This is a genomic window from Streptomyces sp. NBC_00162 (assembly GCF_024611995.1).
Lineage (GTDB): Bacteria > Actinomycetota > Actinomycetes > Streptomycetales > Streptomycetaceae > Streptomyces.
On the sequence record NZ_CP102509.1, the window covers coordinates 3,727,637 to 3,751,408 of the forward strand.

Here is a 23,772-nt window from a genome sequence, read left to right on the forward strand (position 1 = left end):
GCCCTACAGTCATCCCTGTCAGCAGTATTGAACACGTTCAAGGGGGCTGAGGGCTATGGACCTCACCGTGGTCGCGTACGTCATCTACCTGCTCATCAGCATCGGGCTCACCGTCTGGGTCGCCCGTACGCTCAGCCGTAACGGCCGCGTCTTCATCGGCGACGTCCTCGCGGGGAACGAGAAGCTCGCGGACGCCGTCAACCAGCTCCTCGTGGTCGGCTTCTACCTCGTGAACATCGGCTTCGTGACCCTCTACCTCCGCTCGGGCGAGGAGATAGTCGAGGCCCGCCACCTCTTCGAGGCGCTCTCGGTCAAGATCGGTGTCGTCCTGCTGGTCCTCGGCGTCATGCACCTCGGCAACGTCTGGGTCCTCAACAAGATGCGCCGCCGCGGAATCATGGAGCGCCAGCAGACTCCGCCGGTCGCCCCGCAGGGGTGGACCGCTCCGGCCGGGGTCTGAGCCATGGGCGCCCCGGGCTCGGGGGCGGTCCGCAGGGTGACCGTCCTGTACGACGCGAACTGCCCGCTCTGCGTGCACATCCGGCACTGGCTGCTCGCGCAGCGCTGGCTCGTCCCGCTCGTCCTGATCCCCGCCGCGTCGTACGAGGCGCGGCGGCGGTACCCACAGCTCGACCACGCGTCGACGCTGAAGGAGATCACCGTCATCGGGGACTCCGGGCAGGTGTGGACCGGGACCGATGCCTTCATCGTCTGTCTGTGGGCGCTGGTCGAGCACCGGCCGAAGGCCAACTGGCTCGCCACGCCCGCCGGGCGGCCCTTCGCCCGGGCGGCCATGTACACGGCTTCCAAGTGGCGACAGGCCGTACGGACCGAGGGAGGTCCGCAAGGGGCGGACGAAGCGGCCTGTGACGACCAGTGCTCCGTCCCCCGATAGGCTCGTGCACCGTGACTGATCAGAAGGCTCCAAAGAGCGAGCAGACCCGCACGCTCATCCTCGAAACCGCGCTCCGTCTCTTCCAGGAGCGCGGCTTCGACAAGACGACGATGCGGGGTATCGCGAAGGAGGCCGGTGTCTCGGTCGGCAACGCCTATTACTACTTCGAATCGAAGGAACACCTCGTCCAGGGGTTCTACGACCGGATCGGCGCCGCCCACCAGGCGGCGGTCCGGCCCATCCTGGACAGCGAGACCGATCTGCAGAAGCGGCTCGCCGGCGTGCTGACGAGCTGGATGGACATCGCGGCCCCGTACCACGAGTTCGCCTCGCAGTTCTTCAAGAACGCGGCGGACCCTGAAAGTCCGCTCAGCCCCTTCTCGCCGGAGTCGGAGGACGCGCGCCAGGCGGCGATCGACATCCACCGCGAGGTGCTGGCGGGCGCGAAGACCAAGGTGCCAGCCGAGCTGGCCGACGTACTGCCGGAGTTGATGTGGCTCTCGCAGATGGGCCTGGTCCTGTACTGGGTCTTCGACCGGTCGCCGAACAGCGAGAAGACGCGGCGGCTCGCCGAGCGCGGCGCGCAGCTGACGACGCGGGGCATCGTGCTGGCCCGGTTCAAGGTGCTGCGGCCGCTGGTGCGCGAGGTGCACGAGCTGTTCGCGGACTTCCTGCCCGGTATGGCGCAGACGGCCACGGCGGGGGCCCGCAAGCGCGCCCCGGCCGCCGGTCAGGCCTGATATGAGGCGAGTTCGACGACCGTGATGTCGGACGGCGCGCCGACCCGGACCGGGGGTCCCCAGGCACCGGCTCCGCGGGACACGTAGAGCTGGGTGTCGCCGTAGCGCTCCAGGCCGGCGACGGTGGGGTTGGCGAGCTCGGCGAGGTAGTTGCCGGGCCAGAGCTGACCGCCGTGGGTGTGGCCGGAGAGCTGGAGGTCGACGCCGTGCTTGACGGCGTCGTGAATGACGACGGGCTGGTGGGCGAGGAGTACGGCGGTACGGGCCCGGTCGCGGTCGCCGAGCGCCGCCCCGAAGTCGGGGCCGTGGCCCTCATTCTCGCCCGCGATGTCGTTCACGCCGGCGAGGTCGAAGTACGGGAGCGGGCGGCGGGCGTTCTCCAGCGGGGTCAGGCCGAGCTCGCGGACGTGGTCGACCCACTGCTGTGCGCCGGAGAAGTACTCGTGGTTCCCGGTCACGAAGAACGCGCCGTGGCGGGCGGTGAGCCCGCGCAGCGGCTCGGCGGCCGGTCCGAGGTCGTGGACGTTGCCGTCGACGAGGTCGCCGACGATGGCGATGAGGTCGGGCTGGGTCCGGTTGACGGTGTCGACGATGCGCTGGGTGTGGGCGCGGCCGAGGATCGGGCCGAGGTGGACGTCGCTGACGACGGCGATCCGGAAGCCGTGCGCGGCGCGCGGCAGCTTGGCGAGGGGCACCTGGACGCGCCGGACGCCGGGCCCGCGCAGGACTCCGTGCGCGCCGTACGCCCCGTTCGCGACGGTCCCGACGGCCACGGCGGCGGCCGCGCCGCCGAGGGTGCGTGCGACGAAGCGACGGCGGGTCAGCTCGTCCGCGGACGGCGTGGCGGGCGTGACGGGCGCGGCGACGGTGGTGGTCGTGGTGGTGCCGTCCTGGCGCGCGCCGGAGGGCGGGTCCGCCACCTCGGAGGGGACCTGGTGGGCCAGTCGGCGGAGCAACAGCGCGCGGATCGGCTCCGCTACCAGCATCGTCAGGGTCAGGTAGAGGAGCACCGCGAGCCAGAGGAACCCCGGCCAGGCCACGGCCTGCTGGAGCGGGAACGGAGCGCCCGCGCGGCCCGCGGTCAGCGCGGCCACGGAGAGGAGGGGCAGGGCGATGGACAAGGTCGTGCCGATGCGGCGGGGCAGGCCGCCGGGAGCCGTGGTGTCGCGGACCAGCCGGATCCACAGCCAGCGGTGGACCAGCACCAGGAGGGCGACGACGGCGAGCGCGACCAGCGCGAAGACGACGATTCTCATGCGTTCTGTCCCTTACGTGATTCACGCCGCAGCGCCCGCACCCCGCGCAACCCGATCACACCGACGGCCGTCCCCAGGAGAAAGGACGTCACCGCAAGTGTCAGGTGCACCCAGAAGTAGGACGTCGGGTCGCCCGCCGCATCGAATGCAAGGCCGCTGCCGTTCTTCCACAGGTTCCGGACGAAAGACACCCAGATGAACCAGCTCCACACTCCGAAGGCGAGCAGGAACCAGGAGGCGGTACGGCTGAGTCTCATGGCCCCAGTATCGGATCGGTCCCCGGGACGGACGCGCCGGGGTGGGCTGTCCCGGCAGTGGTTGTACCGAATTGGCCGGTCAGCGCCGCCGTCCAGCCGATCGGGAGGTACTTTCACCTGCGTGTCTGTAAAGAAGACCGCGCTGACGGTCCTTTCCGCCGCGCTGCTGGTCCCGGCCATGCTCGTGGCCCCCGCGCACGCCTCGCCGACCCCGCCGGTCCCGCCGGCCGACGGGAAGGGGCAGCCGCCGAAGGCCCCGAACGCCAAGGCGGCTCCCGCGCCGCCGGCCTCGATGTCCACGGTCGGCGGAGGCCTGCTCGGCCAGCCGGGGACCCAGGTGAACCTGCTGCCCGGCGCGCCCGCCCTGCCCTCGAACCTGACGGGGCGGTCGTGGATCGTGGCGGACGCCGAGTCCGGCGAGGTGCTGGCCTCGCACAACGCGCACTGGCGGCTCCCCCCGGCCTCGACCATGAAGATGCTCTTCGCGGACACCGTGCTGCCGAGCCTGCCCAAGGAGCAGGTCCACAAGGTCACCGAGCAGGACATGGACGGTGTCGGGCCGGGCAGCAGCCTGGTCGGGGTCAAAGAGGACCACGAGTACAGCGTCCACGACCTGTGGCTCGGGGTGTTCCTGCGGTCGGGGAACGACGCCGTGCACGTGCTGTCGGCCATGAACGGCGGCATCGAGAAGACCGTCAAGGACATGCAGGCGCACGCGGAGGAGCTCCAGGCGCTGGACACCCACGTGGTGTCGCCCGACGGGTACGACGCCCCGGAGCAGGTGTCGAGCGCGTACGACCTCACGCTGATCGCCCGTTCCGGGCTGCGGAAGCAGGACTTCCGGGAGTACTGCGGCACGGCCGAGGCCAAGTTCCCGGGCCTGCAGCTGCCCGGGAAGCCGCGGGACTACTTCGAGATCCAGAACACCAACCGGCTGATGACGGGCGCGGGCGGCATCTCCCCGTACAAGGGCATCGCCGGGGTGAAGAACGGCAACACGACGATGGCCGGCGCCACCTTCACCGGCGCGGCGCAGCAGGGCGCGCGGAAGCTGCTGGTCACGGTGATGAACCCGGGCGCGGGCGGCGCCAACTCGGTGTACGAGGAGACCGCCGCGCTCTTCGACTGGGGTTTCGCGGCGGCCGGGAAGGTCAAGCCGGTGGGTGAGCTGGTGCCGCCGAAGAGCGAGGACACCAGCTCGCACGGCTCGCCGGCCCAGTCCCACGAGAACAACCCGTCGGCGGCCGGCGGGGGCTCGGGCGGCGTCGGTACCGCGCTCGGCGTCGCGGGCGGCGCGCTGGCCGTGCTGGCGGGCGGCGCCTTCGTGGTCAACCGTCGCTGGCCCCGCGGCCGCCGCAGCCGCGGCGAGGACCTCGTCTAGGGCGCGGCCGGGGCGGGGGCCGGGTTCTCGTCGCCGTTTTCGCCGCCGTCTTCGGCGTCGGTCTCGTCGTCGCGGGTCGCCGTCCAGGACGCGACGAACAGCAGCAGCTTCGCCGTGAAGTTGATCCAGAGCAGCAGGGCGATCGGCACGCCGAAGGCCCCGTACATGCTCTTCGCGGCGACCTCGCGCATGTAGCCGCTCAGCAGGAGCTTCAGCAGCTCGAAGCCCGCCGCGCCGATGAGGGCCGCCTGGATCAGGCGGCCTCGCGGCGGTTCGACGCCGGGGAGCAGGGTCAGGACGTACAGCAGCAGCAGGAACGCGGCCACGACGCCGACGGCGAAGGCGCCCGAGCGCAGCAGCGCGCCGCCCGCGCCCTCGCGCGGGATGCCGAGCCACTCGGCGGACTTCCCGACCGCGCTGGCGCCGAAGACCGAGGCGGCCGCCGAGGCCAGGCCGACCGCGCCGAGGCCGAGGAGCACGAGGGTGTCCTTGCCCTTGCGGGCGAAGGGGTTCCCCTCGTCCTCGTCGTCCTTCTCCCACACCGCGCGCAGGCAGTCCCGCATCGAGCCGATCCACCCGATGCCGGCGAAGAGCAGGATCACGCCGGCGATGAGGCCGACGGTGCCCGCGTTCGCGACGAGCGCGTCGAGGTCGAGCTGGTCGGAGATGCCGGGGACCTGTTCGGCGAGGTTCTTCTGCAGCGTTTTGAGCTGCTCCTCGCTGAGCAGCGCCGCACCCACGGCGGCGGCCACCGTGATCAGCGGGAAGAGGGCGAGGAAGCTGATGAAGGTGATCGCGGCGGCGAGCCGGGTCCAGTGCACGCGGTCAAGACGTTCGTACGAATGCCACGCGTGTGTGCGCATCAGACGGGCCGCCAGCGGACCGATCACCGGGAGTTTCGTCAGCCAGTCCATGAAGTCACCGTAATTGAGCTGCCGGAAATAGCCAGGATTGTCGGTTTCTGGGACTACGGTCGTCGACTGTGACTTTTCCCGAAGCGCGTCCGACGGGTCGCCCGTTCCACGCCCTGGTCCTGCGCAGGCTCAGGTTCCGCACGCACCAGGCCCTGCGGCCGCTACGTCAGGAAGGTCGTGCGGTCGTCCCGGCCGCTTCGTCGGCAGGTGACCCCTGCTGCGCCGGAACGCCCGTCGGGCCGGTGCCGAACGGGTACTCGCGCAGCTTGCGCCAGACCCCGTCCGAGCCCTGCTCGTAGAGCGCGAAGCCCGCGCAGACCCATTCGGCCGCGTACTCGGCGAGGGTCGTGAACGCCAGGTCCATCGCCTCCTCGGAGATCCCGTGGGCGACCGTGACGTGGGGGTGGTACGGGAAGGCCAGCTCGCGGCTGAGCGGCCCGTCGGGGTCGCGGACCTCGCCCTGGAGGCGGGTGCAGCCCGCGGCGCCCTCGACGACCTGGACGAAGACGACCGGTGAGAGGGGGCGGAAGGTTCCCGTCCCGCCCAGCCGCATCCGGAAGGCCCGGAACGCGGCGGCGACCTCGGCCAGGTGGGCCCGGATCTCGGTGAGCCGGTCCGCCTCCACCTCGGTCGGCGGGACGAGGGTGACATGCGTGGGGATGCCGTGCGCGGCAGCGTCCCCGAAGCCGGCGCGCAGCTGCTGGAGCTGGCTGCCGTGCGGCTCCGGGACCGCGATCGAAACGCCGAGCGTTACGGTCCCCACGTATCTCTCCTCCGTCGATTTGGATGGACTTCTGCCGCCAGTGTGAGGCCAGTACCCCCGGTCTCGCCAGGGCCTCTTTTCCTCAGTGCTTGGCGGGCAGGAATCCCAGGCGGTCGTACGTCTGCGCGAGGGTCTCGGCGGCGACCGCCCGGGCCTTCTCCGCGCCCTTGGCCAGGATGGAGTCCAGCGTCTCCGGGTCGTCCAGGTATTCCTGGGTGCGCTGCTTGAAGGGTGTGACGAAATCGACCATCACACCGGCCAGGTCGGTCTTCAGCGCGCCGTAGCCCTTGCCCTCGTACCTCGCCTCCAGGGCGGGGATCGTCTCGCCCGTGAGGGTGGAGTAGATCGTGAGCAGGTTGCTGACGCCGGGCTTCTTCTCGGCGTCGAAGCGGATCTCGGCCTCGGCGTCGGTGACCGCGCTCTTGATCTTCTTCTCGGTGACCTTGGGCTCGTCGAGGAGGTTGACCAGGCCCTTGGGGGACGACGCGGACTTCGACATCTTGATCGCCGGGTCCTGGAGGTCGTAGATCTTCGCGACCTCCTTGACGATGTGCGCGGCGGGCAGCGTGAAGGTCTGGCCGAAGCGCTGGTTGAAGCGCTCGGCCAGGTCGCGGGTCAGCTCGATGTGCTGGCGCTGGTCCTCGCCGACGGGGACCGAGTTCGCCTGGTAGAGCAGGATGTCGGCGACCTGGAGGATCGGGTACGTGAACAGGCCGACGGTGGCGTTGTTGACGCCGCCCTTGGCGGACTTGTCCTTGAACTGGGTCATCCGGCTGGCCTCGCCGAAGCCGGTGATGCAGTTCATGACCCAGCCGAGCTGTGCGTGCTCGGGCACGTGGCTCTGGATGAAGAGCGTGCAGCGCTCGGGGTCCAGGCCGGCGGCGAGCAGCTGCGCGGCGGAGAGGCGGGTGTTCGCGCGGAGATCCTTCGGATCCTGCGGCATGGTGATCGCGTGCAGGTCGACGACCATGTAGAACGCGTCGTGCGTCTCCTGGAGGGCGACGTACTGGCGGATGGCTCCGAGGTAGTTCCCGAGGTGGAACGAACCGGAGGTGGGCTGGATGCCGGAGAGCGCGCGAGGACGATCAGAAGCCATGGCTTCATTCTCTCAGGTGCGGGGGCGGGCTCGGGCCCGCCGCTGGCCGGATCCTTCCGGGTCGCACCGGGCCGCGCCGTGCCGCGCCGGGGTACCGGGCAGTAGCGGCCCGTCCGGATCCCACCCCGGCCGAGCGACCGATTTCCCCGCACCTCGATCGCCGGGCGGGCTGATTGCCGCGCAGCGGCAAATCCAGCCCCGCCTGGGGGCCCCTCCCAGCGGTAGCTGGGGGAGTTCGAGGCGCGGGGGTCTGGGGGCGGAGCCCCCAGCAGCCGGGCCGCGGGTCAGGACAGGGGGAGGCCCGGGGCCGGGAAGGCCGACATCAGGGCCGTGACCTCGGCGCGGACCACGGCCAGCGCCGACTCGTCGGCCTTGGCGGCGGCGTCGACCGAGCGCGAGATCCAGTCCGCGACCTGCGGCATGTGCTCCGTCGACAGGCCGCGGGAGGTCAGCGACGGCGTACCGATCCGGATCCCGGACGGATCGAACGGCTTGCGCGGATCGAACGGCACCGTGTTGTAGTTCACCACGATCCCCGCCCGGTCCAGCGCCTTCGCCGCGACCTTGCCCGGCACGTCCTTGCCCGTCAGGTCGATCAGGATCAGGTGGTTGTCCGTACCGCCCGACACCAGGTCGAAGCCCCGCTCCAGCAGGGCCTGTGCCAGGGCCTTGGCGTTGGCCACGACCGCGTGCGCGTACGAGACGAACGCCGGCTGCGCCGCCTCGTGCAGCGCCACCGCGATACCGGCCGTCGTCTGGTTGTGCGGACCGCCCTGGAGACCGGGAAAGACGGCCTTGTCGATGGCCTTCGCGTGCTCCTCGCGGCACATCAGCATCGCGCCGCGCGGCCCGCGCAGCGTCTTGTGCGTGGTCGTCGAGATCACGTCCACGTGACCCGCCGGGGACGGGTGCGCCCCGCCCGCGATCAGGCCCGCGATGTGGGCCACGTCCGCGACCAGGACCGAGCCCGCCTCCTCGGCGATCGAGGCGAAGGCCGCGAAGTCGATCGTGCGCGGCAGCGCCGTGCCACCACAGAAGATGATCTTCGGCCGCTCCGCCAGCGCCTGGTCGCGCACCGCGTCGTAGTCGATCAGGCCGGTGCCGGGCCGGACGCCGTACTGGACGCCCCGGAACCAGGAGCCCGTCGCCGATACGCCCCAGCCGTGGGTCAGGTGCCCGCCCATCGGCAGCGCCATGCCCATCACCGTGTCGCCCGGCTTGGCGAAGGCCAGGTAGACGGCCAGGTTCGCGGGCGAGCCGGAGTACGGCTGGACGTTGGCGTGGTCCACCCCGAACAGGCCCTTCGCCCGCTCGACGGCGAGGGCCTCGACGCGGTCGATGTTCTGCTGGCCCTCGTAGTAGCGGCGGCCCGGGTAGCCCTCGCTGTACTTGTTCTGGAGCACCGTGCCGGAGGCCTCGAGGACGGCGGCGGACACGTAGTTCTCACTGGGGATCAGGCGCAGGGTCTCGGCCTGCAGGGATTCCTCCGCCGCGACGAAGGACGCCAGCTCGGGGTCGGTCGCGGACAGGGCGGGATGGCGGCTCGCGGACATGGCGGGCTCCTCCGGGGTCGATGTGATCGGTACCCCGCGAGGCCCAGGCGAGCGGCCCTGTGTGCGGTCCAGCGCGCACGACTCCCCCGGAGTTCGTTCTCCGTACGCCAGTCGCCGTGCGTACCGACCACCTTAGCGGGCGCGCCACGAGAAAGGTTTCTCCGTCCTGTATACGAGCGAGGATGGACAGTGACGCCACCCTCGTCACAGGCCTGACGGACGATCGGAGACCCCGTGTCGAAAACTTCTGATGCCATCCGCTCCGCCGACGCGCACAGCGCGCACAACTATCACCCGCTGCCCGTCGTCGTCGCTTCCGCGGACGGCGCGTGGATGACCGACGTGGAGGGCCGCCGGTACCTGGACATGCTCGCCGGCTACTCGGCGCTCAACTTCGGCCACGGCAACCGCCGTCTGCTCGACGCCGCCCGCGCCCAGCTGGAGCGGGTCACGCTCACCTCGCGGGCCTTCTTCCACGACCGCTTCGCCGACTTCTGCACCGAACTCGCCTCGCTGTGCGGCAAGGAGATGGTGCTGCCCATGAACACGGGCGCGGAGGCCGTGGAGACGGCCGTGAAGACCGCCCGCAAGTGGGGTTACGAGGTCAAGGGCGTCCCGGACGGCCACGCCAAGATCGTGGTCGCCGCCGACAACTTCCACGGCCGGACGACGACCATCGTCTCCTTCTCCACGGACCACGAATCGCGCGACCACTTCGGTCCGTACACCCCGGGCTTCGAGATCGTCCCGTACGGGGACCTCACCGCGCTGGCCCACGCCGTCACCGAGAACACGGTCGCCGTCCTGCTGGAGCCGATCCAGGGCGAGGCGGGGGTGCTGGTGCCGCCCGCCGGGTACCTGAGCGGCGTACGGGAGCTCACGCGCGAGCGGAACGTCCTGTTCATGGCGGACGAGATCCAGTCGGGGCTGGGCCGGACCGGCAAGACCTTCGCGTGCGAGCACGAGGGGGTCGTCCCCGACGTGTACATCCTCGGCAAGGCCCTCGGCGGCGGGGTGGTGCCCGTATCGGCCGTGGTCGCCGACCGGGACGTGCTCGGGGTGTTCCGGCCGGGCGAGCACGGGTCCACCTTCGGCGGGAACCCGTTGGCCTGCGCCGTCGCCCTGGAGGTCATCGCGATGCTGAAGACCGGCGAGTACCAGCAGCGCGCCACCGAGCTCGGCGACCACCTGCACCGGGAGCTGAACCTGCTGGTCGGCGGGGGCGCGGTGACCGCCGTACGGGGGCGGGGGCTGTGGGCGGGCGTGGACATCGACCCGTCGCGCGGGACCGGACGGCAGATCTCCGAGAAGCTGATGGAACTGGGCGTGCTGGTGAAGGACACCCACGGGTCGACGATCCGCATCGCCCCGCCGCTGGTGATCAGCAAGGAGGACCTGGACTGGGGGCTGGACCAGCTCAGGTCTCTCCTGGCCGCCTGATCAGAGGATGCTGTTCCCTACAAGATGACGTGGGGCAGGAAGCGGGCGTACTCGTCCGTGACCGGCCCCGCCGATTCGCGGATGCCGAGCCCCGCCGCCTCGTCCTCGACGACCCACGCGCCGAGCACCACCCGGTTGCCGTCGAAGTCGGGCAGCGGGGCCAGGCCCTGGAAGCAGTACCGCTCGTCGTCGAGCGCCGTGAACGGCTCGCCGCCGGGTTCGTGGAGGGTGACCCCGGCGCCCTCGCGGCCCAGCAGCGGCTTGGCGACGTAACCGCCCTCGTCGGCCAGCTCGCGCGGGCCGTCGAGGTAGGCGGGCAGCAGGTTGGGGTGTTCCGGGAAGAGCTCCCACAGGATCGCGAGCAGCGCCTTGTTGGACAGCAGCATCTTCCACAGCGGCTCGATCCAGCAGGTGGTACCGGAGCCGCCGCCGTGGTCGTAGGTGCCGAGGACCTGGGGGCCGAACTGGTCCGTGGCCAGCCACTCCCAGGGGTAGAGCTTGAAGCAGCTGCGGATGAAGCGGAGCTTCTCGTCCACGAAGCGGCCGGACAGGCTGTCCCACCCGATCTGCTCGACGGACAGGGCCTGGGTGTCCAGGCCCGCCTGCTCGGCGGTCTCCTGGAGGTAGGCGACCGTCATCAGGTCCTCGCCGAGCTCGTCCGTCTCGGAGTGCGCGAAGTGCAGCGGGCCGGGCGGCAGCAGCTCGGCCTGCCGGCGCCAGGCGTCGACGAGGCGTTCGTGGAGGGAGTTCCACTGGTCGGCGCCGGGGAAGCGCTCCTCCATCCAGAACCACTGCGGACTGGCCGCCTCCACCAGGGAGGTCGGGGTGTCGGCGTTGTACTCCAGCATCTTGGCCGGGCTGCCGGTGCCGTCGTAGCGCAGGTCGAAACGGCCGTAGAGGGAGGGCTGTTCGGCACGGCGGTGCCAGGACTCGGCGATCAGCGCGGCCAGTTTGGGGTCGGTGATGCCGAGGTCGGCGAAGCGGTCGTGCTCGACGATGTGCGCGGCAGCGGCCAGGCACATGGCGTGCAGTTCCTCGACCACGTTCTCCAGCGCCTCCACCTCGGGGAGGGAGAAGGAGTAGTACGCGCTCTCGTCCCAGTAGGGGCGCAGGGAGTCGTCGGGGTAGCGGGTGAGGGGGTAGATCAGCCCCTGTTCCTCGACGGTCTTCTGCCAGTCGGGGCGGGGCTCGATGGTGTGCCGCTTCATGTGCTTCTTGCCTGTTCCTCAGCCGCCGCTGGAGCCGGAGCTGGAGTGGCCGCCGATGCCGCCGCGGGTGACGGCGGACTTGTCGAAGCTGCCGCCGGTGACCTTGCCGGACCGGACGGAGCCGCCGTAGTAGTACGCGCCGGTGCCGCCGCTCTTGCACTCCTTGTTGTTCAGGTGTTCCAGCGTGGAGCGGGACGCGCAGCGCTTGTCCGGCTCGTTGCTGCTGCCGCAGGCCACGAGTGTGGCCGCGAGCAGGCCCATGCCGCCGAGCGCGACGGCGCCCGAGCGCATACGGCGCGTGTTGGTGCTGCTGCTGTCCATGTCTGCTGCTCCCCTAGGCCCTGGCGTGCTCCCGACAGACTAGAGCGGGGCCCCGGGCCGATGGAATCCGGCCGTCGTGAGATCCGTGACCTAGAGTCAGTTCGTGCTCATTGGGATGATTTGCGCGCTCGGTGCGGCGATCTGTTTCGGCACGGCGTCCGTTCTGCAGGCGGTGGCGGCGCGGGCCGCGGAGCCGGGGACGGGGTCCGGGGTGGACCCGGCGCTGCTGATGCGGGCGCTGCGGCAGTGGCGGTATCTCGCCGGTCTGGGCCTGGACGCGGTGGGCTTCGTCCTCCAGATCATCGCGCTGCGCCACATCCCGATCTACGCGGTGGGGGCCGCGCTGGCCGCGAGTCTGGCCGTGACGGCCGTGGTCGCGTCCCGGCTGCTGAAGGTCCGGCTGTCGAGGATGGAGTGGGGCGCGGTGTGGGTGGTGTGCGCGGGGCTGCTGATGCTGGGGCTGGCCTCCGGGGAGGAGGGCTCGGGGACCGGGTCGCTCGCGCTGGAGCTGGGGCTGCTGGTGGTGGCGGGTCTGGTGCTGCTGGTCGGGATGGTGGCGGGCCGGCTCCCGGACGGGCCGCGGGCGCTGGTCCTGGGCCTGGCCGCGGGGACGGGCTTCGGGGTGGTGGAGGTCTCGGTGCGGCTCATCGATTCCTTCTGGGACCTTCGGGACCCCGCCCTGTACGCGCTGCTGCTGGGCGGCGGCGCGGCCTTCCTGCTGCTCACCTCGGCGCTCCAGCGCGGCTCGGTGACGGCGGCGACGGCCGGGTTGGTGCTGGGCGAGACGATCGGCCCGGCGGTGGTGGGCGTGGTCTGGCTCGGCGACCGCACCCGCGAGGGCCTGGCCTGGCTGGCGATCCTCGGCTTCGTCGTGGCGATCGCCGGATCCCTGGCCCTGGCCCGCTTCGGCGAGCCGCCGGAGGTAGCGGAGCCGCTGCCGACGCCGTGACCACGCCTCCTAGGGCAACGCCGCGGAGAGTGCCGCCAAGGTCGGCGCCCAGGCGCTGTCCGACGGAGTCCCGTAGCCGACGACCAGGGCGTCGCGCGGCGGAAGGTCCGCCTCCGGGTGGCGGAACGCGGACAGGCCCTCCAGGGACAGGTCCTGCCAGGCCGCCGACTGGAGCACCGAGCGCTCCGTCCCCGCCGGAAGGTCCAGCACCGCGTGCAGCCCCGCCGCGATCCCCGACACCCCGACCCGGTCGCCGACGGCCGCCACCAGCTCGTCCCGGCGGCGCCGGTAGCGCAGGCGCATGCCGCGCACGTGGCGGTCGTACGCCCCCGAGGTGATGAACTCCGCCAGCGTGAGCTGGTCCAGCGCGCTGGAGGTCCGGTCGCTCACGCCCTTGGCGGCCGCGACCTCGTCCAGCAGCCCCGGCGGGACCACCATCCAGCCCATCCGCAGCCCGGGCGCCAGCGACTTGCTGGCCGTGCCCAGGTACACCACCCGGTCCGGATCCAGTCCCTGCAGGGCTCCCACCGGCTGGCGGTCGTAGCGGAACTCCCCGTCGTAGTCGTCCTCCAGGATCAGCCCGCCGGTGGTCCGGGCCCAGTCGACCGCCGCCGCCCGGCGGGCCGGGGTCAGGGCGGAGCCCGTCGGGAACTGGTGCGCCGGGGTCAGCAGGACGGCGCCCGCCCCGGCGCCCAGCTCGTCCGTACGGGCCCCGTCCCCGTCCACCCCCAGCGGCCGGGTCCGCAGGCCCGCCCGCGTGAGCAGGTTCCGGTGGACGTCCAGGCCGTACCCCTCCACCGCCATTTCCCGCACCCGCCGCGTCCGCAGCACCCGGGCCAGCAGGGTCAGCGCGTGCGCGAAGCCGGCGCACAGCACGATCCGCTCCGGGTCCGCGTACACCCCGCGCGCCCGCGCCAGGTAGCCGGTCAGCGCCTCCCGCAGCTCGGGGCGGCCGCGCCCGTCGGCCCCGTACCCGAAGGCCTCGTTCGGCGCGTCGGTCAGTGCCCGCCGGGCCGCCGACAGCCAGGCCGCACGCGGGAAGCCGCTCAGGTCCGGGGAGCCGGGCATCAGGCTGTACGAGAGCCCGCGGCGCGCGGGATGCCGTACGCGGGCGGGCGCCGCGGCCCGGCGCGGCCTCGCCCGCTCCGCGACCCTGGTGCCGGAGCCCTGGCGGGCCGTCAGCCAGCCCTCGGCGACGAGTTCGGCGTAGGCCTCCGCGACCGTGTTCCGGGCGATCCCCAGATCGGCGGCCAGCGAACGGGAGGACGGCAGCCGGGTCCCGGCCCGCAGCCGCCCGCTGCGGGCGGCCTCGCGCAGCGCCTCGGTGAGACCGGCCCGCAGCCCGCGGCCGGCGGAGAGGTCGAGATGCAGGTCGGCACCGAAAGTGGCCCACGATTCCGTCATGGATATGGACCATAGCGGCGGGCCGCCTGTCTTCTACGGTGGATCACATGACGACCGCACAGAACACGCAGAACACGCAGAACGCACCCGAGCACACCCCCCGCATGCACATGGCGAAGCTCGCCCCCGAGGTCTACAAGGCCGTCCTGGGCCTGGAGATCGCCGCCAAGAAGGGCCTGGACCCGGCCCTCGTCGAACTCGTCAAGATCCGGGCCTCGCAGGTCAACCACTGCGCGTTCTGCCTGGACATGCACACCAAGGACGCCATCGCGGCCGGTGAGAGCGTAGAGCGGATCGTCCAGCTGGGCGCCTGGGAGGAGTCGCGGCACTTCTACACCGAGAAGGAACTCGCCGCGATCGAACTCACCGAGGCGGTCACGGTCCTCACCGACGGGTTCGTGCCCGACGAGGTGTACGAGCGGGCGGCGAAGCACTTCGAGGAGCGCGAGCTGGCCCAACTGATCGCCGTCATCGCGACGATCAACGTCTGGAACCGCATCGGCGTCACCACCCGCATGGTGCCGGGGCACTACACGCCGGGCATGTACAAGAGCTGACCCCGGCTCAGTCCGCCCGGAAGGATTCGACGGCCGCCTCAAGGTGCCTGCGCACGAGCGGGACGTCGGTCCTGGGGCCGTAGACCATGAGCACCCAGCGGGTGTCGCCGGCGGCGACGACGAGCCGCACGATGGCGTGGGCGGCCGGATCGGACGAGCCGGGGTCGTCGTACTCGTAGACCTGTTCGCAGCCGTCACCGGCCACGGGCTCGTTGGAGATCTCCCGGTAGCCGGAGCTCTTGCTCAGTTCCGCGGTGGACTCGCGCAGGACCTCGCAGGCGGCCTTGGTGTCCTCGGTGGCCCGGAAGACCTGGAGTCCAGCACTCCGGTCACCTCCCGCGGGGCGGTAGACGGTCCCGTACGCGGTCTCTCCCGGACTGGCCTGCCAGCCCGGGGGAATCGCGACCGAGAAACCGGCCGCCGTGTCGCGCACCTGCGTGTAGTCGGACCGCGCGGGGCCCGAGTCCGGGCCCGGGCCCTTGTGGCCCAGGTACAGCCACCCGGCCACGGCGGCGCCCAGCACGGCCACGCCGAGCGCCACCACCAGGGTCCGCCGGCGCCGCGCGGGGGGCGGCGCCGACGGCCCCTCCGGGAGGGGCGGGACGCCCGGCGGGTACGAGTACGGGGACGCGGCCGGGGGCGGAGTCGGGGGCGGGGCATCGGGCGCCGTGGCCGGGGCATCGGGCGCGGCCTGCGCCGGGCCCTGCTCCACCCGCTCCACCCGCTCCCACCGCTGCGACCGCGGATTCCAGCGGACGCCGCCCTCCCCCGGTGCCACGGTCAGCCGCCCAGCGAGGTCAGCAGGGCGGCCAGGGCGGTGGCCGCGCTCACGGAGTCCACCAGCGGCGCCCATCTCTCCAGCGCCGCGCGCAGCCGGGCCGGCAGACCCGCCCGTACCTCCCCGCCCGCCTCCAACTCGCCCGCGACCTCGTCCAGTTCGCCGTCGAGCGCTGCCCGTTCGGGGCTGCGGGGCAGCCGTACGAGGGCCGCGCGCAGCTCCCGTACGGCCTCCAGCAGTTCCTCGGCGCCCGGCGCGCGGTCCCCCGTACCGCCGTGGTGGACGGTGCTGTTGGTGTTGTGGGTGCCGCCGATGCTGAAGCTGCTGCCGTGGATGTCGCCGATCCGTACCGCGGGCCGCTCCGCGCCGCTACCACCGCTCGTTTCCGCCACTTCTCCCCCTGTCCTTGCCCTTGCCCGTGCCCGTGTCCCTGCCCGCCTCCGGGGCCCGGTGGCCGGTGCTGCTGCTGTTGTGACTCACTCCGCCGATGCCGAACGCGCTGTTGTTCACCGATTGGATGAAGACCGCGCCCTCCGCGACGTTGACGGCCCGCTCCGCGAACTCCTTGGTGTGCCAGCCCGCCTCGTGCAGGGCCAGGGCCACCCCGCCGACGATCCGCTCCTGGATCGTCTTCAGGTACCGGTCCAGGTCCGTCAGCTGGAACAGCGAGGCGTCGGTCTGCGAGGCGAGTTCGCGTACGGAGACGGACGGTCCGGCCGGCATCGCCACGCCGTGCCCCTCGGTGGCCAGCCGCCACGGGATGCGGATCGCACGCACCAGGGCGAGCAGCGCCGGCCCGAGCGCACCCGCGCCGTTCGTGACCGCCCAGGTCACCTTGGCGAAGGCGGTGTTGCGCCGGTGCCGCTGGGCGATGTCGTCGGCCATCTGGAAGTGCGGCCGTACGGGCAGCAGCACGTGCGGCGCCACCTCCAGCATCAGCATCCCGCCCTGCGTGTGGACGCGGATGAAGACGGTGACGACGAGGTTCTCGTCCCAGGCCCCGATCCGCACGCGCAGGAAGTGCCGGCGGCGCTCGCCGCCCTCCTCCACGGCGGTGGCACGGTGCTCGGCGAACGCCCGCTCCGACAGGTCCGGGGAGTCGACGTCGGGCAGCCCGTCGGCCGGCAGGAACACGCACTCGTCGATGACCAGTTCCCGCAGCCGGTCCAGTACGGAGGCCTCCGCCTCCTCGGAGCCGTGCGGCGAGGGCACCCGCAGGGCCTCCAGCAGTGGCCGGATCCGTTCCACGATCTGCGCGTTGTCCAGCTCGTCCGGCTCGCGGTCGCCGCGCGGGCGCAGTTCGACGGACAGCTGCCACGGCAGGTGGGCCTGGCCCGCGCCGCAGAAAGGATTGGCCACGTCGTACATGACCAGGGGTCCGTGCTGGATCCGCTGGATCCGCGCGCGGGCCCGCCCGAAGCGCCGGCCCGTCACCAGCAGGTCGCCCGCCCCGGCGGCGTAGCCCTCGCGGTCGAGCGAGGAGTGCAGGACCCGGGCGAAGTGGCCCCGCTGGAGCCCGGCGACGGTCGTGAGCAGGAGGAAGACGAGGACGGCGACCCACGAGTAGGCCTCCCCGTAGAACCGCCCCATCAGCGGCCACTCGAGGAAGATGCCGAGCGGGTTCCGCGCGATCACCTCGCCCAGGTACGGGAGGAACCAGCCGGATTCCGAGAAGCGCATCGGCTGCACGATGTCGTCGGCGAAACCGGCGACCACCCCCCACAGGACGTTGCCGAGCATCCAGACGGCGTATCCGCGCAGGAGGTACTCGACGATCCGGCTGCCGCGGCCGGTCCGGTCGCGGCGCCGCTTGATCTGGCCGGCCCCGCTGAGCAGGAGCGCCGGGACGATCAGGAAGACGATGAAGGTCTGGAGCAGCAGCAGCCCGAGGGCCCAGACCGCCACCACCGCCACCGCCCAGGCCATTTCGATGCGCCGGGCGCGCAGGGCGTGGGCGAGGACGCGGGAGGCGTCGAACCCGTAGGAGGGCGCGGTGAAGCGCTCCTCGTGGACGTACAGCTCGTCGATCACCCGGTCCCGGTAGGCGGTGTCGAGATAGACGCCGGCGCACAGCAGCCGTCCGGCTTCCGTGTGCGACGGGTGTACGGGCGTTCTGCCGTCCTGGGTGGTGCCGCTCACCGAGTCCCCCCTCAGGTGTGGGAGGAAACCGTACGGGGCGGGGCGCGTCCCGGACAGGGCCGATCACGCCAAAAGGCCCCGGCGCACTGGGCGCCGGGGCCTTTCTCTGGCGGTGGAGCCTCGATCAGATGAGACCGAGCGCGCGGACCGCGTCGCGCTCCTCGACGAGCTCCTGCACGGAGGCGTCGATGCGGGTGCGGGAGAACTCGTTGATGTCCAGGCCCTGGACGATCTCGTACTTGCCGTCCTTGGTGGTGACGGGGAAGGAGGAGATGATGCCCTCCGGGACGCCGTAGGAGCCGTCCGACGGGATGCCCATGGAGGTCCAGTCGCCCGCGGCGGTGCCGTTGACCCAGGTGTGCACGTGGTCGATGGCGGCGTTGGCGGCCGAGGCGGCCGAGGACGCGCCACGGGCCTCGATGATCGCCGCGCCGCGCTTGGCGACGGTCGGGATGAAGGTCTCGGCGAGCCACAGCTCGTCGCTGACGACCTCGGCGGCGTTCTTGCCGGCGATCTCCGCGTGGAAGATGTCCGGGTACTGGGTGGCCGAGTGGTTGCCCCAGATGGTCAGGCGCTTGATGTCGGTGACGTCGGCGCCGGTCTTCTGCGCGAGCTGCGAGATCGCGCGGTTGTGGTCCAGGCGGGTCATCGCGGTGAAGCGCTCGGCCGGTACGTCCGGGGCGGCGGCCTGCGCGATGAGCGCGTTGGTGTTGGCCGGGTTGCCGACGACCAGGACCTTGATGTCGTCCGCGGCGTGGTCGTTGATGGCCTTGCCCTGCGGCTTGAAGATGCCGCCGTTGGCGGAGAGCAGGTCGCCGCGCTCCATGCCCTTGGTGCGCGGGCGGGCGCCGACGAGCAGCGCGACGTTGGCACCCTCGAAGCCCGCGTTCGGGTCGTCGAAGATGTCGATGCCCTTGAGCAGCGGGAAGGCGCAGTCGTCGAGCTCCATGGCGGTGCCCTCAGCGGCCTTCATGCCCTGGGGGATCTCCAGAAGGCGGAGCTTGACCGGCACGTCAGCGCCGAGCAGGTGGCCGGAGGCGATGCGGAAGAGCAGCGCGTAGCCGATCTGGCCGGCGGCGCCGGTGACGGTGACATTCACGGGAGTGCGGGTCATGGCCTTCTCCGTTAGACAGCTGGCGGTGGGGCGTCCCTGCCCCATGTGCTGGAGGACGCCGCTCCCCAGTAAATCTTGACGTGAAGAGACATCCGCGGTCAGGCTATCGGACCCGGGCGCCGCCGGAGCCCCGGGGGGCCATTCGACTCCGGCAGCGCCGCGCGGCGCGGTCAGCGGACGGTGAAGCGGACCGCCGACTCCAGGAACGGGATGTGCAGCAACGGCTTGGGCTCCATCGCCAGCGCGAGCAGCGTGATCGCCACGCCCAGCAGCCCGTACGTGACCATGTCCGTGAAGCGGGAGCGCACCGCGAGCATCCCCACGGAGGGCAGTACGCGCCGCAGCACCGCGGCCGCCAACAGGGCCACGCCGATCACCAGGCAGCCGATCCGCGGATGCCCCATCGCCGTGGCCAGCAGACCGGCCGCGGTCGCGGTGAGCACGCTGAGCATCGGCCACTGGCGGGCGGGCGTGGACACGGCCCCGGGCACCGCCCGGCCGCTGCCCTCGGGACGGGCCGTGTCCCGGGTGACGGACGGGAAGCGCCGGGACCGGGAAGCGTCGGCCGCGGACACCACGCGATCGTCGTCCCGCTCAGCCTGCACTGGTGCTCCGTTCCGCGGCCTCGACGACGTTGACGAGCAGCTGGGCCCGGGTCATCGGGCCGACGCCGCCCGGGTTCGGGGAGATCCAGGCCGCCACCTCGGCGACCCCGGGGTGCACGTCGCCGACGATCTTCCCGCTCTCGTCGCGGCTGACGCCCACGTCGAGCACGGCCGCGCCCGGCTTCACGTCCTCCGGCTTGACCAGGTGCGGGACGCCCGCCGCGGCGACGATGATGTCCGCCTGGCGCAGCAGCCCCGAGAGGTCGCGCGTACCGGTGTGGCACAGCGTCACGGTGGCGTTCTCGGACTTGCGGGTGAGAAGGAGACCGATCGAGCGGCCGACGGTGATGCCCCGGCCGAGGACGACGACGTGCGCGCCGTTGATGCCGACGCCATGGTGGCGCAGCAGTTCGACGATCCCGTACGGGGTGCAGGGCAGCGGGCCCGGCTCGTTCAGCACCAGCCGGCCGAGCGACATGGGGTGCAGGCCGTCGGCGTCCTTGAGCGGGTCCATCAGCTCCAGGACCCGGTTGGTGTCGATGCCCTTGGGGAGCGGGAGTTGGACGATGTAGCCCGTGCACTCCGGATTGGCGTTGAGTTCCCGTACGACCGCCTCGATGTCCTCCTGGGAGGCCGTCGCGGGAAGTTCGCGCTGGATGGAGGCGATGCCGACCTCGGCGCAGTCCTTGTGCTTGCCGTTGACGTACCAGCGGCTTCCCGGATCGTCACCGACCAGCAGGGTGCCGAGGCCGGGGGTGATGCCCCGGGCCTTGAGGGCCGCCACACGGGCGGTCAGTTCGGACTTGATCGCGGCCGCGGTGGCCTTGCCATCGAGAATCTGGGCGGTCATGTACCCATCCTCCCGGATGGAGTGCCCCCGGTTCCAGTCAAGGCGCTCAAGCCCCGCGTCGGAGCGCGCGATCCACGGCTCGGTCCCCTTGCGAGGAAGCTCCCGGTCTCAACCGGGGGTGAAGACACATCCCGGGACTCGGAGCCGTTGGCATCCTTCCGTTGCGTGACGCTTTCGCCTGCGCTTGTGTACGGATCGTGACCGACCCTAACGTCCGGGTCGTGGGGATTCCTTCCGTGAAGCGGGCGTAAGACCTCATCGGGAGTCCTCCTCTCGGTCCGGGCGGTCCGGGCGGTCCGGGCGGTCCGCAGTGAAGCAGGAAACCTCACCCGTGAGATGGGACTCCCTTCTCCCGAAGGAGGGAACGAAGTCAATGCACTTGCACAACGATTCCCCGGCTCGGCGTGAACCAACTGGACAAGTCAAGGTCGGTCGGACGACGATGACCGGAAAGAGTGCCGCGGGCAGTGCCGGGGGGCGGACCGTAGAACACAGCTTTCCTCCGCGCGTGCCGTGCGTCCCCGCACTTCCACGGAGGAACACCCCAAGATGAGCTTCGGCGACCCGAACAACCCGTACGGCCAGCAGCCCCCGGCCCCGCAGGGCCAGCCCGGCTACGGCTACCCGCAGCAGGCCCCGCAGGGCGTTCCGCCGCAGGGCGGCTACGCCTACCCGCAGCAGCAGGCCCCCCAGGGCTACCCGGCCTACCCCGGTGGCCCCGGCGGCTACCCGGGCATGCCGATGGAGATGCCGGGTCTGGTGAAGACCGCGCGCGTCCTGCTCTTCGTCGTGGGCGGCCTGCAGATCATCGTCGGCCTCCTCGCGCTGCTCGGCGGCGCCGCACTGTCCAGCACGGACAGCGGCGCCACCGGTGACGTGGTCGGCGGCGTCGTGATCGCCGTCGGCCTCTTCGTCCTCGCCCTCGGGGTGCTGGCCATCGTCCTCGGCGCCAAGTTCGCCAAGGGCGGCAACGGCGTGCGCATCACGACGATCGTCTACGGCGCGCTGTCCATCCTGGGCGGCCTCGCCAACTTCACCAACAGCGCCTCCGAGGGCGGCGGTCCCGCGGCCGGCGTCATCAGCCTGGCCATCGGCGGCCTGATCCTCGCCGCGATGGTCACCGCCCCCGGCGCCGCCTGGTTCAAGCGCCCGCGCTTCTGATACCCGCGCTACTGAAACCCGTAGCCGAACGGCGAAGGCCGCGACCCGCAGTGCGGGTCGCGGCCTTCGCCGTTCTGACGGTGCCGGACTCAGTGGAAGAAGTGCCGGGTCCCGGTGAAGTACATCGTCACGCCGGCCTTCTTCGCGGCCTCGATGACCTGCTCGTCACGGACCGAACCGCCCGGCTGGACCACGGCCTTGATGCCGGCGGCCGTGAGGATCTCCAGCCCGTCCGGGAAGGGGAAGAAGGCGTCGGAGGCGGCGTACGAGCCCTGCGCGCGCTCGGCGCCCGCCCGCTCGACGGCGAGCTTCGCCGAGTCGACGCGGTTGACCTGGCCCATGCCGACGCCGACCGAGGCGCCGTCCTTGGCGAGCAGGATGGCGTTGGACTTGACGGCCCGGCAGGCCTTCCACGCGAAGGCGAGCTCGGCGAGCTCGTCGGCGGAGAGCGCGTCGCCGGTGGCGAGGGTCCAGTTGGCCGGGTCGTCGCCCTCGGCCTGGAAGAGGTCGCTCTGCTGGAGCAGCGCGCCGCCGCTGATGGGCTTGAGGTCGCCCGGCTGGTGCGGGGTGCCGTCCACCTTCAGGACGCGGATGTTCTTCTTCTTGGCGAGGATCTCGACGGCGCCGTCCTCGTAGCCGGGGGCCGCGATGACCTCGGTGAAGATCTCGGCGACCTGCTCGGCGAGCTCGACGGTCACCGGGCGGTTGACGGCGATGACACCGCCGAAGGCCGACAGCGGGTCGCAGGCGTGCGCCTTGCGGTGCGCGGCGGCGACGTCCGTGTCCACGGCGATGCCGCACGGGTTGGCGTGCTTGATGATCGCGACGCAGGGCTCTTCGTGGTCGTAGGCGGCCCGGCGGGCGGCCTCGGTGTCCACGTAGTTGTTGAAGGACATCTCCTTGCCGTGCAGCTGCTCGGCATTGGCGAGCCCGCCCGGCTGACCGTCCGTGTACAGCGCGGCGGCCTGGTGGGGGTTCTCGCCGTAGCGCAGGGTCGACTTGCGCTCCCAGGCGCCAGCCAGGAACTCCGGAAGCACCGCTTCCGGCTCCGGGGCGTACACACTCGTGAACCAGGAGGCCACGGCCACGTCGTAGGCGGCGGTGTGCTGGAAGGCCTCGGCCGCCAGGCGCTTGCGGGCGGTGAGGTCGAAGCCGCCGTTCTTCGCGGCGTCGAGGACGGCCGCGTAGCGCTCGGGGCTGGTCACGACCGCCACCGAGGGGTGGTTCTTGGCCGCGGCGCGGACCATGGAGGGGCCGCCGATGTCGATCTGCTCCACGCACTCGTCCGGGGTGGCACCCGACTGGACGGTCTCGAGGAAGGGGTAGAGGTTGACGACCACCAGGTCGAAGGGCTCTACGCCCAGCTCGGCGAGCTGCCGCTGGTGGTCCTCCAGGCGCAGGTCGGCGAGGATGCCGGCGTGCACGCGCGGGTGCAGGGTCTTGACGCGGCCGTCGAGGCACTCGGGGAAGCCGGTGAGCTCCTCGACCTTGGTGACGGGCACCCCGGCCGCGGCGATCTTCGAGGCCGTGGAGCCGGTGGAGACGAGCGCGACGCCCGCCTCGTGCAGCCCGCGGGCCAGCTCTTCCAGTCCCGTCTTGTCGTAGACACTGACGAGCGCACGCCGGATCGGCCGCTGGGTCGTGGTCGGGTCGTTGCTCTCTACGGCGGTCACTGGATTGTTACCTTTCGTCCCTCAATGCGGTAGCCGTGTCGGGCCAGGCGCCCCACGACATCGACGAGCAGCTGTCGCTCGACTTCCTTGATGCGCTCATGGAGAGCGGCTTCGTCGTCCTCGTCCCCGATCTCGACGACACCCTGGGCGATGATCGGACCGGTGTCCACGCCCGCGTCCACGAAGTGGACGGTGCAGCCGGTGACCTTCGCGCCGTAGGCGAGCGCGTCCCGTACGCCGTGGGCGCCCGGGAAGGCGGGGAGGAGGGCGGGGTGGGTGTTGATGAACCGGCCGCCGAAGCGGTCGATGAACGCCTTGCCCACGATCTTCATGAAACCGGCGGACACGACGAGGTCCGGGGCATGGGCGTCGGTCGCCTCGGTGAGGGCGGTGTCCCACTCCTCCCGGCTGCCGTACGCCTTGACGGGACACACGAAGGTGGGGATCCCGGCCTTCTCGGCACGGTCCAGACCGGCGATGTCCTCGCGGTCGGCTCCCACGGCGACGACTTCGGCGCCGAAGCCCTCGGATCCGCCGGGGTGGGCGTCGATGGCGTCGAGCAGGGCCTGGAGGTTGGTGCCGGAACCGGATACCAGCACGACCAGGCGGGAGGCGGCCATGGGAGGCCCTTTCTCACGGGAATGCGGTGTTCGTCTTTGTGTGGTCATACGAAACTTCGGGGTACCGATATACGGGGAACCATACGAAGCCACCGACC

25 protein-coding genes and 1 riboswitch are annotated in these 23,772 nt (G+C 71.5%); of the genes, 8 read left to right on the forward strand and 17 right to left on the reverse strand.

Features of this window, described 5'->3' with window-relative positions:
* The first annotated feature begins 55 nt into the window (after positions 1-55).
* The 3 genes from JIW86_RS17200 to JIW86_RS17210 are packed head-to-tail and all read left to right on the forward strand — an operon-like array spanning position 56 to position 1,635.
* Complete coding sequence (locus JIW86_RS17200; RefSeq protein WP_257554637.1) at positions 56-460, forward strand: hypothetical protein; 405 nt, start codon at positions 56-58, stop codon at positions 458-460.
* Between the two features lie 3 nt (positions 461-463).
* Entirely contained in the window at positions 464-895 is a 432-nt protein-coding gene (locus JIW86_RS17205) for a thiol-disulfide oxidoreductase DCC family protein (protein ID WP_215147713.1), read from the forward strand.
* Between the two features lie 11 nt (positions 896-906).
* On the forward strand, positions 907-1,635 hold the full coding sequence (locus JIW86_RS17210) for a TetR family transcriptional regulator (protein WP_257554640.1): 729 nt from the start codon (positions 907-909) through the stop codon (positions 1,633-1,635).
* Here the strand turns inward: JIW86_RS17210 and JIW86_RS17215 are convergent.
* Both JIW86_RS17215 and JIW86_RS17220 read right to left on the reverse strand, forming a co-directional pair.
* Positions 1,626-2,891, reverse strand: coding sequence for a metallophosphoesterase (locus JIW86_RS17215; RefSeq protein ID WP_257554642.1), 1,266 nt, complete (start codon positions 2,889-2,891; stop codon positions 1,626-1,628). The genes JIW86_RS17210 and JIW86_RS17215 overlap by 10 nt on opposite strands.
* Complete coding sequence (locus JIW86_RS17220; RefSeq protein ID WP_257554644.1) at positions 2,888-3,148, reverse strand: SCO4848 family membrane protein; 261 nt, start codon at positions 3,146-3,148, stop codon at positions 2,888-2,890. The genes JIW86_RS17215 and JIW86_RS17220 overlap by 4 nt, the downstream gene beginning before the upstream one ends.
* On the opposite strand from JIW86_RS17220, the gene JIW86_RS17225 reads away from it, so the two are divergent.
* Complete coding sequence (locus JIW86_RS17225; RefSeq protein WP_416237574.1) at positions 3,087-4,529, forward strand: D-alanyl-D-alanine carboxypeptidase; 1,443 nt, start codon at positions 3,087-3,089, stop codon at positions 4,527-4,529. The two genes, JIW86_RS17220 and JIW86_RS17225, sit on opposite strands and share 62 nt — an antisense overlap.
* On the opposite strand, the gene JIW86_RS17230 is transcribed toward JIW86_RS17225, so the two are convergent.
* From JIW86_RS17230 to glyA, 4 genes are all read right to left on the reverse strand, one after another.
* Positions 4,526-5,443 carry a YihY/virulence factor BrkB family protein gene (locus tag JIW86_RS17230; protein ID WP_257554655.1) on the reverse strand — a complete coding sequence of 306 codons (918 nt, stop codon included), beginning with the start codon at positions 5,441-5,443 and terminating at the stop codon, positions 4,526-4,528. The genes JIW86_RS17225 and JIW86_RS17230 overlap by 4 nt on opposite strands.
* A gap of 166 nt (positions 5,444-5,609) precedes the next feature.
* Positions 5,610-6,206 carry a 2'-5' RNA ligase family protein gene (locus JIW86_RS17235; protein ID WP_257554656.1) on the reverse strand — a complete coding sequence of 199 codons (597 nt, stop codon included), beginning with the start codon at positions 6,204-6,206 and terminating at the stop codon, positions 5,610-5,612.
* 82 nt (positions 6,207-6,288) lie between these two features.
* The gene (gene trpS, locus JIW86_RS17240; RefSeq protein ID WP_257554658.1) at positions 6,289-7,302 is read right to left on the reverse strand and encodes a tryptophan--tRNA ligase; all 1,014 of its coding nucleotides are present in this window, start codon (positions 7,300-7,302) and stop codon (positions 6,289-6,291) included.
* Positions 7,303-7,586: 284 nt separating this feature from the next.
* Positions 7,587-8,855 carry a serine hydroxymethyltransferase gene (gene glyA / locus JIW86_RS17245; protein ID WP_257554660.1) on the reverse strand — a complete coding sequence of 423 codons (1,269 nt, stop codon included), beginning with the start codon at positions 8,853-8,855 and terminating at the stop codon, positions 7,587-7,589.
* Between the two features lie 34 nt (positions 8,856-8,889).
* Positions 8,890-8,980, reverse strand: a riboswitch (ZMP/ZTP riboswitch).
* Between the two features lie 109 nt (positions 8,981-9,089).
* On the opposite strand from glyA, the gene rocD reads away from it, so the two are divergent.
* Positions 9,090-10,295, forward strand: a complete 1,206-nt coding sequence (rocD, locus tag JIW86_RS17250) for an ornithine--oxo-acid transaminase (protein ID WP_215147737.1) — start codon at positions 9,090-9,092, stop codon at positions 10,293-10,295.
* A gap of 17 nt (positions 10,296-10,312) precedes the next feature.
* Here the strand turns inward: rocD and JIW86_RS17255 are convergent, their stop codons facing one another.
* Complete coding sequence (locus tag JIW86_RS17255) at positions 10,313-11,503, reverse strand: glutathionylspermidine synthase family protein (RefSeq protein ID WP_257554663.1); 1,191 nt, start codon at positions 11,501-11,503, stop codon at positions 10,313-10,315.
* Positions 11,504-11,521: 18 nt separating this feature from the next.
* The gene (locus JIW86_RS17260) at positions 11,522-11,824 is read right to left on the reverse strand and encodes a hypothetical protein (protein WP_215147741.1); all 303 of its coding nucleotides are present in this window, start codon (positions 11,822-11,824) and stop codon (positions 11,522-11,524) included.
* Between the two features lie 115 nt (positions 11,825-11,939).
* Here JIW86_RS17260 and JIW86_RS17265 point away from each other — a divergent pair, with 115 nt between their 5' ends.
* Positions 11,940-12,773 carry a hypothetical protein gene (locus JIW86_RS17265; RefSeq protein ID WP_257559350.1) on the forward strand — a complete coding sequence of 278 codons (834 nt, stop codon included), beginning with the start codon at positions 11,940-11,942 and terminating at the stop codon, positions 12,771-12,773.
* Positions 12,774-12,782: 9 nt separating this feature from the next.
* Here the strand turns inward: JIW86_RS17265 and JIW86_RS17270 are convergent, their stop codons facing one another.
* Complete coding sequence (locus JIW86_RS17270; RefSeq protein WP_257554673.1) at positions 12,783-14,177, reverse strand: PLP-dependent aminotransferase family protein; 1,395 nt, start codon at positions 14,175-14,177, stop codon at positions 12,783-12,785.
* 47 nt (positions 14,178-14,224) lie between these two features.
* On the opposite strand from JIW86_RS17270, the gene JIW86_RS17275 reads away from it, so the two are divergent.
* A complete protein-coding gene (locus JIW86_RS17275; RefSeq protein WP_257554675.1) occupies positions 14,225-14,734 on the forward strand; it encodes a carboxymuconolactone decarboxylase family protein in 510 nt (169 codons plus the stop codon).
* A gap of 7 nt (positions 14,735-14,741) precedes the next feature.
* On the opposite strand, the gene JIW86_RS17280 is transcribed toward JIW86_RS17275, so the two are convergent.
* The 6 genes from JIW86_RS17280 to JIW86_RS17305 form a co-directional block, all read right to left on the reverse strand.
* Complete coding sequence (locus tag JIW86_RS17280) at positions 14,742-15,512, reverse strand: hypothetical protein (RefSeq protein WP_257554677.1); 771 nt, start codon at positions 15,510-15,512, stop codon at positions 14,742-14,744.
* A 2-nt stretch (positions 15,513-15,514) separates the two neighbouring features.
* Entirely contained in the window at positions 15,515-15,904 is a 390-nt protein-coding gene (locus JIW86_RS17285; RefSeq protein WP_257554679.1) for a hypothetical protein, read from the reverse strand.
* Positions 15,882-17,651: a hypothetical protein gene (locus JIW86_RS17290; protein ID WP_215147751.1), complete on the reverse strand. Its 1,770-nt coding sequence runs from the start codon at positions 17,649-17,651 to the stop codon at positions 15,882-15,884. The genes JIW86_RS17285 and JIW86_RS17290 overlap by 23 nt, the downstream gene beginning before the upstream one ends.
* Before the next feature lie 124 nt (positions 17,652-17,775).
* Positions 17,776-18,765 (reverse strand): malate dehydrogenase, encoded by a 990-nt coding sequence (locus JIW86_RS17295; RefSeq protein WP_215147753.1) that lies wholly within the window; start codon positions 18,763-18,765, stop codon positions 17,776-17,778.
* A 170-nt stretch (positions 18,766-18,935) separates the two neighbouring features.
* Positions 18,936-19,340 carry a DUF3017 domain-containing protein gene (locus JIW86_RS17300; protein WP_257554682.1) on the reverse strand — a complete coding sequence of 135 codons (405 nt, stop codon included), beginning with the start codon at positions 19,338-19,340 and terminating at the stop codon, positions 18,936-18,938.
* 19 nt (positions 19,341-19,359) lie between these two features.
* The gene (locus JIW86_RS17305; protein ID WP_215147757.1) at positions 19,360-20,220 is read right to left on the reverse strand and encodes a bifunctional methylenetetrahydrofolate dehydrogenase/methenyltetrahydrofolate cyclohydrolase; all 861 of its coding nucleotides are present in this window, start codon (positions 20,218-20,220) and stop codon (positions 19,360-19,362) included.
* 549 nt (positions 20,221-20,769) lie between these two features.
* Here JIW86_RS17305 and JIW86_RS17310 point away from each other — a divergent pair.
* A complete protein-coding gene (locus JIW86_RS17310; RefSeq protein ID WP_215147759.1) occupies positions 20,770-21,381 on the forward strand; it encodes a hypothetical protein in 612 nt (203 codons plus the stop codon).
* 89 nt (positions 21,382-21,470) lie between these two features.
* Here the strand turns inward: JIW86_RS17310 and purH are convergent, their stop codons facing one another.
* Both purH and purN read right to left on the reverse strand, forming a co-directional pair.
* Positions 21,471-23,054 carry a bifunctional phosphoribosylaminoimidazolecarboxamide formyltransferase/IMP cyclohydrolase gene (gene purH / locus JIW86_RS17315; protein ID WP_257554684.1) on the reverse strand — a complete coding sequence of 528 codons (1,584 nt, stop codon included), beginning with the start codon at positions 23,052-23,054 and terminating at the stop codon, positions 21,471-21,473.
* Positions 23,051-23,674: a phosphoribosylglycinamide formyltransferase gene (purN, locus tag JIW86_RS17320; protein ID WP_215147763.1), complete on the reverse strand. Its 624-nt coding sequence runs from the start codon at positions 23,672-23,674 to the stop codon at positions 23,051-23,053. Before purN ends, purH begins: the two co-directional genes overlap by 4 nt.
* Positions 23,675-23,772: the final 98 nt, after the last annotated feature.

Coding starts and splice junctions, on each gene's coding strand:
- trpS (WP_257554658.1), bottom strand. CDS start 7,302: ATGGCTTCTGATCGTCCTCGCGCGCTCTCCGGCATCCAGCCCACCTCC.
- JIW86_RS17255 (WP_257554663.1), bottom strand. CDS start 11,503: ATGAAGCGGCACACCATCGAGCCCCGCCCCGACTGGCAGAAGACCGTC.
- glyA (WP_257554660.1), bottom strand. CDS start 8,855: ATGTCCGCGAGCCGCCATCCCGCCCTGTCCGCGACCGACCCCGAGCTG.
- JIW86_RS17265 (WP_257559350.1), top strand. CDS start 11,940: ATGATTTGCGCGCTCGGTGCGGCGATCTGTTTCGGCACGGCGTCCGTT.
- JIW86_RS17295 (WP_215147753.1), bottom strand. CDS start 18,765: ATGACCCGCACTCCCGTGAATGTCACCGTCACCGGCGCCGCCGGCCAG.
- JIW86_RS17305 (WP_215147757.1), bottom strand. CDS start 20,220: ATGACCGCCCAGATTCTCGATGGCAAGGCCACCGCGGCCGCGATCAAG.
- JIW86_RS17260 (WP_215147741.1), bottom strand. CDS start 11,824: ATGGACAGCAGCAGCACCAACACGCGCCGTATGCGCTCGGGCGCCGTC.
- JIW86_RS17215 (WP_257554642.1), bottom strand. CDS start 2,891: ATGAGAATCGTCGTCTTCGCGCTGGTCGCGCTCGCCGTCGTCGCCCTC.
- JIW86_RS17205 (WP_215147713.1), top strand. CDS start 464: ATGGGCGCCCCGGGCTCGGGGGCGGTCCGCAGGGTGACCGTCCTGTAC.
- JIW86_RS17275 (WP_257554675.1), top strand. CDS start 14,225: ATGACGACCGCACAGAACACGCAGAACACGCAGAACGCACCCGAGCAC.
- JIW86_RS17220 (WP_257554644.1), bottom strand. CDS start 3,148: ATGAGACTCAGCCGTACCGCCTCCTGGTTCCTGCTCGCCTTCGGAGTG.
- JIW86_RS17200 (WP_257554637.1), top strand. CDS start 56: ATGGACCTCACCGTGGTCGCGTACGTCATCTACCTGCTCATCAGCATC.
- JIW86_RS17310 (WP_215147759.1), top strand. CDS start 20,770: ATGAGCTTCGGCGACCCGAACAACCCGTACGGCCAGCAGCCCCCGGCC.
- JIW86_RS17225 (WP_416237574.1), top strand. CDS start 3,087: ATGAACCAGCTCCACACTCCGAAGGCGAGCAGGAACCAGGAGGCGGTA.
- purN (WP_215147763.1), bottom strand. CDS start 23,674: ATGGCCGCCTCCCGCCTGGTCGTGCTGGTATCCGGTTCCGGCACCAAC.
- JIW86_RS17270 (WP_257554673.1), bottom strand. CDS start 14,177: ATGACGGAATCGTGGGCCACTTTCGGTGCCGACCTGCATCTCGACCTC.
- JIW86_RS17230 (WP_257554655.1), bottom strand. CDS start 5,443: ATGGACTGGCTGACGAAACTCCCGGTGATCGGTCCGCTGGCGGCCCGT.